Here is an 11434-nt window from a genome sequence, read left to right as displayed (position 1 = left end):
CGACGCTACTCGATGACCGTTGACGTAGGCAATCGAATTAACGTGTGATGTGCATCGTCAGATCTTCGGTCCCTCCGTCCGCAGATCGTCGACCTTCTTCATCGCGTCCCGCAGTTCCGCGAGCCACTGTTCGCTGTGCTGACCGGCCAGGCGGACAGTCCACTTGAGTGCGTCGGCCCGCGACCTGGCAACACCCGCATCCACCAACGTGTCGAGTACCTTGCGCTCGGGTTGACGCAATCGCGTCATCACCGGCACCGCGAGATGTGTGAACAGGACCGTCTTTTCGTCCAGTTTCACACCCCATGCCACCTTCCGGCCGTATCTGGCCTCGGCCTCGTCGGCGATGCGCATGCGATCGGCGCGCGTGGTTTCACGAAAGCGTGAGATACGACCTTCCGCTGCCGCAGACCCGCCCTCGACGGGTGGTAGTTCCCCGATGACAACGATCTCCTCGCGGTCCACCTGGACGTCGGCCGGGCCGGTGAACCAGGTGTCGGGGAGCCTGCCGGCAAACCAGTCGCCTGCATCACCCGCGTCGGGAACCGATGCTTGTTGCCAACCTCCGGGGCGTCCGAATCCGCGCTCGCCGGGGCCGTGTGAGTTCTTCATGACGTTCTCCTGAAAGTCGTCGGGAGCATTTATTGCTCTGATTACATGATTACACCGATATTCCGGCGTTCGCCACAATTTCGGGCATGATCGAGAAGGTGCGCCCATCGAGAGTTGATATTCGCCACCCGTTGATCCGAAAAATCACCGTGTTCACGGTGATCGGAGTAGCCGCCGCGAGCAGTATCGTCGCGTGCAGTAGTGGACCTGACCAGCCGCGATCAGTGGCTGAGCAGTTCGCAACTGCCCTCACCGACGACGATGTGTCGGCGGCGGCAACCCTGACTACCGATCCCGCGGCGGCTTCCACCGCGATCACCGCCATGATTGACGGACTGGGGAAGGACGAGGGAACGTTCACGGTTTCCGAAGCCGAACAATCCGGCGATGACGCCGGCACCTTCACTCTCGATGCGGCCTGGAACTTCGGAGAAGGCCAGGACTGGACGTACTCGACGCACGGGAACGCATCGGCCAGTGGTGATCAGTGGTTGATCGAGTGGGATCCGGCATTGCTCGCACCGGATCTGAGGGCGTCGACCACCCTGCGGTACACACCCACTGCCGGTGCGCCGCCTGCGGTTCTCGATACGGCCGGGCAGCCCGTCATGGAGCAGCAGGTGGTGACACTGGTCAATCTCGAGCCCACAGCTGATGCCGCTGCCGTGGCGGCGCTCATCTCCCCGGTTGCCCCGACAATTACGGCAGATTCGTTGCGCAGTGATCTCGCCGCGGCTGCCGGAAAGCCGATCACTGCCATCACGCTTCGTGCGGAAGACCTTGCGCCCATTGAAGATCGGTTGGCTTCCCTGCCCGGAGTGACGCTTGCGCCACAGGCCCGGTTGCTGTCCGTCGACAAGGCTTTGACGTCGCCGACCTTCACCGGACTGAGCGACCTGTGGCAGGAAGGGCAGGACAAATCCGCCGGATGGGCGGTGCAGATGGTGAAGGAGAACGGGTCGGCGACCACTATCGCCGGACAGGACGGCCCGGTTGCGCCGAATATCGCGACAACAATCGACCGCAACCTTCAACTGGGCGCGGAGAACGCACTCGCCGGGGTGACACAGCCTGCGGTGATCGTGGCGCTGCAACCGTCGTCCGGCGCTGTTCTGGCCGTGGCCCAGAACTCGGCCGCCGATGCTCAGGGGCCGATCGCGCTCACAGGTCTGTATCCGCCCGGTTCGACATTCAAAACCGTGACAACGTCGGCGGCGCTGCAAGCCGGGGTGGCGACCCCCGACACAATTCTGCCGTGTCCTGGCACCGAGAACGTCGAGGGACGACAGATCCCCAACGACGACGAATTCGATCTCGGCTCGGTGCCCCTGCACACCGCATTCGCGCATTCGTGCAACACGACGATGGCGCGCCTAGCCGTCGGTCTGCCTGCGGGCGCACTGCACAATGCGGGACTGCAATTCGGATTGGGCGTCGACTACGTCACTCCCGGCCTGACGACGGTGACCGGAAACGTACCGGACGCGAACACTCCGGCCGAACGCGTCGAATCGGCGATCGGGCAGGGAACTGTCACTGCCACGCCGTTCGGGATGGCGTTGGTCGCGGCGTCGATCGCACACGGTGAAACGCCGACCCCGATGCTCGTGAAAGGGCAGCCAGGGGTTGCCGATCAGACCGCGGCGCCCACTCCCGCGGTGGTGACCGAACAGTTGCGGACCATGATGCGTGAGACCGTCACCGGTGGTACTGCGACGACTCTCGCAGATATCGACGGACTGCTGGGCAAGACCGGAACAGCCGAAGTTGACGGCGGTCCAGCGCATGGATGGTTTGTCGGAATCAAGGGAGATCTGGCGTTTGCGGTTTTTATCGCCGGGGCAGACAGCTCCGCTCCTGCAGTGCAGGTCGCGGGCACTTTTCTGCGGTGAAACCTGTTTTCGATTGCAGTTCGATGACACCGCCGTGGCTCAACCGTGACACGTTCGTAGGCATCCCGTGCTTGTTACGGCTGTGACAGAAGTGAAGAGTTGCACCAATGGGGCCCGGAGCACAGAAAAGCAGCCGTGGAAAATACGTCATTGCTTCGATAGCTGCTGTTGTCATGACAGTGGCACTCGCGTCGTGCGTCGTCGGGGGAGAAGAGGAAACTGACGCCGCGACGGTCGTCGAAGACTTTGTCACCGCACTCAACAATCACGACGTGGACGCGGCCGCAAACCTCACGTCGTACCCCAATGCCGCACGCGCATCCATCTCGCAGATGTTCGACGGATTGGAAGCACGTTCCACCGACTTCGACGTCGCCCAGGTCATCGACCTCGGTAGTGACTCCGGATTCTTCACTCTCGACGCGGCCTGGAACTTCGGCGAAGGCAAGGACTGGACATACCAGTCACAAGGTGAGGTCCGAGACCTCTCCGTCGGTTGGCGAGTGTCCTGGGATCCGTCGGTCATCGTCCCCGGCCTCGGCAGCGGACGCACCGTCGACTACACCCGGACCGACGCCGCTCCGCCCAAGGTGGTCGATGCAGGCGGGACTCTGCTCATGAACGAGCAGACCATCAATGCCATCACTCTCGACCCGGCATCCATGCCCGATCCAGTCGACTCGACGCGCCGGCTCGCGAAAGTCATCGAACCCGTCGCTCCGCTGGTGACCAGCGAATCGATGCTCGCTGATCTCGCGGCGCACCCGGGGCAGTCGATTACAGCAGTTCTCCTGCGCGACCCCGACTATCTGTACCTCGAAAGCGACTTCGCCATCCCCGGAGTTGTTGTCGTGAAGACGCCCAAGCTCATTGCGTCGGATCGCCGGATCAATTCGCCGCTCCTGGACCCGTTGCGTACCGCGTGGCAGGCAAACCGCGACGCCACCGCAGGTTGGGCGGTCAATCTTGTCGACCAAAACGGAGCAGCAGTCAAACAAGCCGGTTTCCAGGGACCTTCAGGACCCGACGTTGCCGCGACCATGGACTCGCACACACAACTCGCGGCAATCGAAGCTGTGGTGAGCGCTGGAACGCCGGCGGCGATAGTCGCGATCCGACCCTCGGACGGCGCGATTCTTGCTGCTGCACAGAACAATCAGGCCATCGAGCAGGGGCCGATCGCCTTCACCGGGCTTCGTCCGGCAGGCGGCGCGCTGGACCTCGTGCGGTTGGCGTCGTCGATGCAGAACGGCGTCGAGCCGCGTGCCGTGTCCGGCGAACAGCTGGCCGACACGGCGCGGCAACTCGGTCTGGGCAACGGATTCCACATCCCCAGCCTCGAGCAGCAGACGGCCACGTTTGCGTCGGATGGTTCCGGCGGAAACGAGTCGGTGAACAATATCGTGGCTAATCGGACGTCCTCCGGTGCCGGTGAACCTCAGGTCACGCCATTCGGTATGGCTATGCTCGCGGCGTCCATTGCCCGCGGCAGTGCGCCGACGCCGATGATGGTGTTCGGTCAGCCCGCGACCGCCGATACCGCGGCGTCAGCGCTGCCGGAGGACGTGACCAACCGACTCCGTGATTCCATGCGCGGCGCGGGCGGCCTTGTCGGATACCCGGATCTGATCGCTGCCGGTGCGGCAAGTGGTGACGATCGCTGGTTCTTCGGATCACGTGGTGACCTGGCCTTTGCGGTCTTCGTCGCTGATGCCGACGGCAATGATCGGGCGCAGCAGATGACGGAGAAGTTGTTCCAGGAGCTGGCAAAGCCTGCCGACAAATAAATGAGAGCATGACTTTCAAATACGTAATCGCTATTCTCATCTCTGGAAGAGTATCTGCCAGAGAGGGCGCACTCGGTGACAATGCGATTCATCTACCACTACCCGGAAATAAGCGGTCTGGACGGAGACGTCCTCGATCCAGGGCCGTTGCGGGACGTGGCCGTTGCCGCTGAGCGGGCAGGATTCGACACGCTGTCTCTCAGCGAACACCCGATACCCGGCGCAAAATGGCTGGCCTCCGGCGGGCACCAGACGCTCGATCCATTTGTTGCCCTCGGCTACGTCGCAGCCGCAACCGAACGGTTGCGGTTGCTCACGTATCTGGCGGTGGCGCCGTACCGAAACCCCTTCCTGCTGGCAAAATCCGCGTCGACCCTCGACAAACTGTCGGGTGGCCGCCTCACGCTCGGGCTCGGAACGGGATATCAGAAGAGCGAGTTCCATGCTCTCGGAATCGATTTCGACGAGCGCAACGAACTCTTCGACGAGGCGCTCGATGTGCTTCCGCTGCATTGGAGCGGTGAACCGTTCACGTATCGCGGCAAGCACTTCAGTGCCCTCGACGTCATCGCCCGGCCGAGGCCGATCCAGAATCCGATCCCCATCTGGATTGGCGGCAACTCCAAGCTGACTCGTCGCCGAGTAGCCGAGCGCGCACAGGGATGGATGCCGATGTCCGGTGGGGCAGAGTTGAGCGCTACCGCGCGAACACCCACGCTCGGATCGGTTGATCAGATCGGCGGCCACATCACCGAACTGCGAAATGCGGCGCTCGCCGCCGGACGCGCCGAGCCCATCGACGTTGTGTACTCCTATCACGGCGACGGGATACACACCCCGACAGTCGAATCTGACCGGCACCGCGAAGTATTCTCCGACCTCGAAAAATCAGGCGTCACCGCAGTGGTGGTTTCCGGTCCCATCGACGGTTTGGCCGCCACCGTCGAATTCCTCGAAGCGTTCGGGTCCACGTACCTGTCATGAGCACAGGATGGTTCGAAGATCGGGCCGGGTTGGACGGATGCGTAGCCGTCATCACCGGCGGCGCCGGTGGGCTCGGCAGTGCGATTGCCGCTGATCTTGCCGCGAACGGAGTGCAGCTTGCCGTCGTCGACATCGATGCAGAGGCCGTCGAGCGTCTGCGTAGTGAGTTGGCGGAGGGCGGATGCGACGCCGTCGTACATCACGGTGACGCGCGTGATCCGGACGAGTTGAACTTGTTGTTCGAGGCTGCTCACGAGCGGTGGGGCAGGCTCGACATCCTGGTCAACGTTGTCGGTGGCACCTTCCGAACACCATTTGCGGAATCGACACCGAAAGGGTGGGACGCGCTTTTGCGCACGAACTTCCATCACGTCCTACACGCGTGCTCCCTCGCGGTGCCGATGATGAAAAGCGGTGGGCGAGGCGGCAGCATCATCAACGTGACAACCATCGAAGCGCACCGCGCGGCGCCCGGTTTTGCCGTCTACTCTGCGGCAAAGGCTGCCGTCGAGCAGTTTTCGCGGACACTGGCCGTCGAACTGGCCCCGGACCGGATTCGCGTGAACAACGTTGCACCGGACTTCGTCCCGACGCCAAATCTTGCCCGATTCGGCAGTGGGGACCATTCGATGGCAACCCCGGTGGGGGCTCGGGTGGCCATACCGATGGGACGAGTCGGGCATGTCTCCGATGTCTCGAACAGCGTCGTCTTTCTTGCTTCCGGACTATCCACCTTCATCACCGGGACAACACTTCATCCCGACGGTGGAACATTGGCGTCGTCCGGGTGGTTCAACTGGCCGGACACGGGTTGGGCGAACTACGCACCGACGCGGTTCTTGGAGGGGCACGCGTAGACGCGTGGCGCGGGTGAGAATCCGCGCCCGGTAGGTTCATGAGCTGTGAACCTGCTCGATTTCCTCTTTCTTGTCGTAGCGGGATTCTTCAGCGGTCTAGTCGGCTTTGTCACCGGACTGGCGTCCATCGTGTCGTACCCGGCGCTGCTCAGTGTCGGGTTGTCGCCAGTCAGCGCCAATATGACCAACACCGTGGCACTGGTGGCCGTCGGAGTCGGTGCATTGGCGAACTCATCGCGCGAAGTTGCCGATACGGGACCCAAACTTGTTCGCTGGTCTCTGTATTCGGCTGCGGGCGGCATCATCGGTGCGTTGATTCTGTGGCTCGCACCGGAGGGTTCGTTCGAATCGGTTGTGCCGGCGATGGTTGCGTTTGCGGCGCTGGCACTGCTGCTTCAACCGAAGATTCGTGAACTCTCCGGGGGCGGCGACCGTCCGGGAATCTACTCGGCCGCCCTGTTTGCCGTGGCCGTGTACGGCGGGTATTTCGGCGCGGGTGCCGGCGTCATCTTTCTGGCGGCAACCCTCATCCTCACATCCGAAACGGTGTGGCGGGCCACAATTCTGAAGAGCTTCTTCCTCGGCATTGCGAATCTGGTTGCCGCCCTCATCTTCGCTTTTTCCGGGCAAGTGCACTGGGTGGCCGCGCTGGCCATGGCTCTCGGCGCATTGGTGGGTGGCTGGTGCGGGCCACCCGTCGTGAAGAAAATCCCGCCATCGGTACTGCGGGTGGCAGTAGCGATAGCGGGATTCGCTTTGGCGCTGTGGCTGTGGGTCAAATAGCGGGCAGGGTCAAATAGCGTTTACTGCACGCCTTGCATCAGCTTCTTGATCCACGGCGACGCGGCAGCAAGCACTACGCCGATTCCGATCGACGAGAATCCGATGATCAGGAAGAACGGCTTGCTGTCGTCTATGTCGAAATGACCGGCAAGGGTTCCGGCCATCGAGGATCCCAACGCGACGGACAGGAAGAACAACGCGACCATCTGCGTGTGGAAACGCTCCGGCGCCAGTTTGGTTGCGAGCGACAATCCGACGGGGGAGAGGAACAGCTCCGCAAACGTGAACAGCAGAAGGACTCCGGCCAGCCCGAGGAGCGGTGCACTGTTCGGACCGCCGCCGGTGATCGGAATGAAGGCGAGGAAAGCCAAGCCCATGATCCCGGTGCCGATCGCGAACTTGATGGGCGACGACGGCTGCCGTGGGCCGAGTTTGGTCCACATCGCCGCGAACACGCCTGCGAAGACGATGATGAACACGGGGTTGATGGACTGAACCCAGCTCGGCGGGAAGTCCCAGCCGAAGAGGTTGCGGTCCAGAAGCTTGTCCGAGATCAGCGGAACCGTCGTGAATTGCTGCTGGAACAGCGACCAGAAGGCAGCGCTGGCAATGAACATCGGGATGAACGCAAACACACGGCTGCGTTCGACCTTTGTGATCTGCTTGCTGGTCAACATCAGAAGGAAATAGCCGACCGATGCAATGACAGTCAGACCGACCACAACGTCGGACATGTTGTCCGCGGTGATCAAACCGGTAATCGATGCGATGGCGACCACAACGATCGCAGCAACACCGATTCCGATGTAGAGGGTGCGCTTATCCGCGGGAAGCGGGTTGCCCGGTGCGGCGCCGATTCCGTGAAGGTGCTTGCGGCCCAACGTGTACTGGATAAGGCCGAGCGCCATGCCGACGGCCGCCAGAGCAAATCCGGCATGGAATCCCCAGGCATCCTGCACTGCGCCGGTCAGCAGCGGACCGACCAAACCGCCGATGTTGATGCCCATGTAGAAGATCGAGAAACCGGCGTCGCGGCGCTCGTCCGTCGGCGAATACAGATCGCCGACCAACGAGGTGGCGTTGGCCTTGAGGCCACCACTGCCGAAGGCCACCATGACAAGACCGATGCCAACGCCCCACAGACCGGGGAACACCGCCAACGCGATGTGGCCGGCCATGACCAGCGAAGCACTGTAGAAGAGCGTCCGCTCCGACCCGAGAAGGCGGTCGGCCACCCACGCACCGAGGATCGTGGACAGGTACACGGTGCCGCCGTACGCACCGACAATGCTTGTCGCGGCGGCCTGGCTGATACCGAGACCACCGTCGGCGACGGTGTAATACAGGTAATAGATCAGGATGCCTTGCATCCCGTAGAAGGAGAACCTCTCCCACATCTCCACGCCGAACAGATTGGCCAATGCAAACGGTTGGCCGAAGAAGCCCTTGTCTTCCTTCTCGGTCCGTTCGGCAGGCTCCGTAGTGTTACTCATCCGAAAAGTGTCCTACTTCGTAGCGCAATTCGGGTAGTTCCGGACCGCTCGACACGGTTACGACCTGGCACGGATTTTTGCGATGACCGGAACCAGTGCGCGCCACCCGAGTAGGAAAGCGCCGAGGACAAGCGTGGCGACCACGATGAAACTGAACTGCGTACCTTGACCGCTGAGCACTCGCAGGACCATGCCGATGACGACGGTGGAGAGCCATACGACTATGCCGGTGGGGAGTAGGAGAACGGCGTTGAACTTGTCGCGGTACAGCGCGAACGTGGCAGACCATCCGATTACCAGGCCGGTCAGGAACGGCCAGGATGTCTTCGCCAGTCCGGCGAGCGCATTGGCTTCTTCGTGTGTACGGCGCCCTATCGCGCAAAAGATAATGACAAGAACGGCGTCGATCAGCAGGAATGGTGCGTACTTCTTCACCTGGTCACCATACGACTGTGCGCCTTTCCGGTAGTTGGCACTACCGGAAAGGCGCACGTGGCCGAAGGCCCTTATGCCTGCAGACCAGCCTCGATCTCGAGGGTGATGGTGATCTTGTCGCCGACAACTGCTCCGCCGCCTTCGAGGGGCATCTCGATGGAGATGTCGAAGTCCTTGCGGTTGATGACGGTGGTGGCTTCGAATCCGGCAACCGGGCCGTTGCCCATACCGGGGTTGACGCCGTTGAACTCGAGGTTCAGCTCGACCTCGCGGGTGACACCGTGGAGGGTGAAGTCGCCTGCGAGTACGAAGTCGCTGCCCTTGGCGCGCACTGCGGTGGACTTGAAGGTAGCCGTCGGGTACTTCTCGACGTCGAAGAAGTCAGCGGACTTGATGTGGCCGTCACGCTGCTCGTTCTTGGTGTTGATGGAGGCGACCGAGATTTCGGCTTCGACGGCCGGGGTGCCGTCCTCGGCAACCGTGATGGCGCCCGAGAACTCGTCGAACGTGCCGCGAACCTTGGACACCATGAGGTGACGAACCGAGAAGCCGACGGTCGAGTGGACCGTGTCGATAACCCAGGTTCCGGCGGTCAATGCGGGCAATGTGGTGGTAGCGGCGGTCATCGAAGCTCCTTGATAAGTAGTTGAATGTTCAATTGCTTGTAGGTTCAACTATGAACCCTCGGGAATTCTTCCGCAAGTTCATGTGACTGTCATCACATGTGTGGGAGGAAGCCGCGTAGACGGCATGAAGCGCCGACGCCGTGACGGACTGATGAACAGCCACTCCCCAGTGTTGGACTCCGTTGACCAGGGCTTCTGTGATGGTGACTGCCGAAGTTGCACTGGCCGGAGAATCCGAGTGGCCGGGAAGTGAATGCTGAGTGAGTGACAGAACTTCGACGCCGGTGCCGTTCTCGGTCAGGATCCTGGCCAGCGCCTCGACAGGCCCGGACGCACTGGCCTCGGCGGTAATTTCCTTGCCGTCGCGATCCAGGACGACAAACAGACGATCACCATCTGAGCTGTGTTCCACCGAATATCGGCGCATTCCTCCGTTGTACCCGTACTCGCGCAGCAGGAGGTTCCACAGCTGGTCGGCGGTTATCTCGAGTCCGGAGCCATCGGTTTCACGTTGAACTCGTGCCGCAAAATCGATTTGCAGGCGTCGGGGGAGTTCGACGCCGTATTCCGATGCCAGCAAGTAGGCGATGCCTCCCTTGCCGGACTGGCTGTTTACCCGGATCACTGCCTGGTAGTCACGACCGACGTCAGCGGGATCGATCGGCAGGTACGGCACCTCCCACGGCGCCTGCGACGGATCGATGCCAAGGATTTCGGCGCGCTCGTAATGATGGGCAAAGCCCTTTTTGATTGCGTCCTGGTGGGTTCCCGAGAACGCGGTGTACACCAGATCGCCGCCGTACGGGTGGCGCTCGTGCACCGGAATTCTGTTGCAGTGCTCCACTGTTCGACGAATTTCGTCGATGTCGGTGAAGTCGATTCTCGGGTCGACGCCCTGCGCGTGGAGGTTGAGCCCGAGCGTCACCAGATCGACATTGCCGGTGCGCTCACCGTTACCGAACAGGCAGCCTTCGACCCGCTGAGCGCCGGCGAGTACTGCCAGTTCGGCGCACGCCACTCCGGTGCCACGATCGTTGTGCGGATGTACGGACAGGATTACCGAATCGCGTCGAGCGAGATTGTGGTGCATGTATTCGATCTGGTCCGCGTAGATGTTAGGAGTGGCGATTTCCACTGTGGCAGGCAGATTGTGGATGACCGGGCGATCGGGGCTCGCATCCCAGAGTTCGCTGAGGCTGTTGCAGATCTGCAGCACGTAGTCCAGTTCCGTCAGGTTGAAGACCTCGGGTGAGAACTCGAACCGCCACCCGTCGTGAGCGTCACCGCCGCGAGCGACATCCTCGGCGGCGCGAAAGATCATGCCGTGCAGTTCGTCTCGTTCCTTCCCCAGGACCACATCGCGCCATGTCGGTGCGGTAGCGGTGTACATGTGAACTACCGCGTTCGGCAGTCCGGCGATGGATTGGTAGGTTCGCTCGATCAAATCTGTTCGGGCTGCGGTGAATACAACGATCGTGACATCGTCGGGAACAAGGTCGAGGTGCACCAGGTCGCGAACGAAGTCGAAATCCGTCGCACTGGCGGACGGGTAGCCGACCTCGATTTCCTTGTAGCCGATCGCCACCATCAGTTCGAACATCCGGCGTTTGCGGGCCGGGTCCATCGGTTCGGCGAGGGCCTGGTTGCCGTCGCGCAGATCCACGGGAACCCACAGGGGCGCTTCGGTGGTGCGATTGGCCGGCCAGGTTCGATCGAATGCCGGAATGTCGACTCGATCCCACGCGGCGCGATAACGCGCGGACGGCATAGGGGAAGGTTTCTGGTTGTTCCAGGTGGTGCTCTGGGTGTTCCAGGTGATGCTCATCGGGGGTTCTCCTGCGGGTCTTGGTGAGAGACCGGCCATGGCGGAACCCCGCGGAGGGGTGCCGGTCTTTTCAGGCCCCGCCGCGGCAGTCGAGAAGGAGTCCTCGGAAAGCCATGAGGGCTACACTAGAACGAAATCAC

Annotated in this window: 10 protein-coding genes; 5 read left to right on the top strand and 5 right to left on the bottom strand. The window is 61.9% G+C overall.

Annotated features, from left to right (window positions below):
• Positions 1-57: 57 nt before the first annotated feature.
• On the bottom strand, positions 58-612 hold the full coding sequence (locus FEZ60_RS17375) for a hypothetical protein (protein WP_033231734.1): 555 nt from the start codon (positions 610-612) through the stop codon (positions 58-60).
• A gap of 86 nt (positions 613-698) precedes the next feature.
• On the opposite strand from FEZ60_RS17375, the gene FEZ60_RS17370 reads away from it, so the two are divergent.
• The 5 genes from FEZ60_RS17370 (at position 699) to FEZ60_RS17350 (ending at position 6915) form a co-directional block, all read left to right on the top strand.
• On the top strand, positions 699-2504 hold the full coding sequence (locus FEZ60_RS17370; RefSeq protein WP_172936589.1) for a penicillin-binding transpeptidase domain-containing protein: 1806 nt from the start codon (positions 699-701) through the stop codon (positions 2502-2504).
• A gap of 107 nt (positions 2505-2611) precedes the next feature.
• Entirely contained in the window at positions 2612-4291 is a 1680-nt protein-coding gene (locus tag FEZ60_RS17365) for an NTF2-like N-terminal transpeptidase domain-containing protein (protein ID WP_095887022.1), read from the top strand.
• Between the two features lie 81 nt (positions 4292-4372).
• On the top strand, positions 4373-5275 hold the full coding sequence (locus FEZ60_RS17360) for an LLM class F420-dependent oxidoreductase (protein ID WP_172936662.1): 903 nt from the start codon (positions 4373-4375) through the stop codon (positions 5273-5275).
• Positions 5272-6132: an SDR family oxidoreductase gene (locus tag FEZ60_RS17355; RefSeq protein ID WP_172936588.1), complete on the top strand. Its 861-nt coding sequence runs from the start codon at positions 5272-5274 to the stop codon at positions 6130-6132. The genes FEZ60_RS17360 and FEZ60_RS17355 overlap by 4 nt, the downstream gene beginning before the upstream one ends.
• Before the next feature lie 45 nt (positions 6133-6177).
• Positions 6178-6915: a sulfite exporter TauE/SafE family protein gene (locus FEZ60_RS17350; protein WP_033231729.1), complete on the top strand. Its 738-nt coding sequence runs from the start codon at positions 6178-6180 to the stop codon at positions 6913-6915.
• Positions 6916-6935: 20 nt separating this feature from the next.
• Here FEZ60_RS17350 and FEZ60_RS17345 read toward each other — a convergent pair whose 3' ends face one another.
• The 4 genes from FEZ60_RS17345 to FEZ60_RS17330 all read right to left on the bottom strand — a co-directional run bounded on the left by FEZ60_RS17345 (position 6936) and on the right by FEZ60_RS17330 (position 11294).
• The gene (locus tag FEZ60_RS17345; protein WP_033231728.1) at positions 6936-8408 is read right to left on the bottom strand and encodes a peptide MFS transporter; all 1473 of its coding nucleotides are present in this window, start codon (positions 8406-8408) and stop codon (positions 6936-6938) included.
• A 57-nt stretch (positions 8409-8465) separates the two neighbouring features.
• Positions 8466-8843 (bottom strand): DUF3054 domain-containing protein, encoded by a 378-nt coding sequence (locus tag FEZ60_RS17340; RefSeq protein WP_033231727.1) that lies wholly within the window; start codon positions 8841-8843, stop codon positions 8466-8468.
• Positions 8844-8914: 71 nt separating this feature from the next.
• Positions 8915-9469 carry a YceI family protein gene (locus tag FEZ60_RS17335; RefSeq protein WP_033231726.1) on the bottom strand — a complete coding sequence of 185 codons (555 nt, stop codon included), beginning with the start codon at positions 9467-9469 and terminating at the stop codon, positions 8915-8917.
• A 28-nt stretch (positions 9470-9497) separates the two neighbouring features.
• On the bottom strand, positions 9498-11294 hold the full coding sequence (locus FEZ60_RS17330) for a 2-isopropylmalate synthase (protein ID WP_242484622.1): 1797 nt from the start codon (positions 11292-11294) through the stop codon (positions 9498-9500).
• Positions 11295-11434: the final 140 nt, after the last annotated feature.

This window comes from Rhodococcus sp. MS16, from assembly GCF_013277795.1.
Taxonomy (GTDB): domain Bacteria; phylum Actinomycetota; class Actinomycetes; order Mycobacteriales; family Mycobacteriaceae; genus Rhodococcus_F; species Rhodococcus_F globerula.
Note: the sequence above shows the minus strand (reverse complement) of the source record. Positions and strands in the feature narration are given on the sequence as shown.